Here is a 253-nt window from a genome sequence, read left to right on the forward strand (position 1 = left end):
ATTCTGATGATTAAACAAATTTGTGGTAGTACATTAAATTGAAGTAATGCAAAAATATCAATTTGTTTAAAGCAATATAGCCAATTTTCCGTATTAATTTGTATTGCTTGATTTTTCTGAATTTCTTCATTTACAACTGTATAATTAGTAGCTACTGCTATTGAATTTTTATTTTGATTTAAAAATGTAACTGTTTCTTTAAGAAAATCTCGATGCCATGCATCATCATCATCATGTATAACCAAAAATTCTT

The 253-nt window shown here is 24.9% G+C and carries 1 protein-coding gene; it reads right to left on the bottom strand.

Annotated elements, in window-relative coordinates:
• Positions 1 to 253 (bottom strand): glycosyltransferase (locus H3V04_RS09775; protein ID WP_198188487.1); only part of this gene is annotated, 253 nt, incomplete at both ends.

This window comes from Bifidobacterium sp. M0353, from assembly GCF_016100645.1.
In the GTDB taxonomy this organism is placed as follows: domain Bacteria; phylum Actinomycetota; class Actinomycetes; order Actinomycetales; family Bifidobacteriaceae; genus Bombiscardovia; species Bombiscardovia choladohabitans.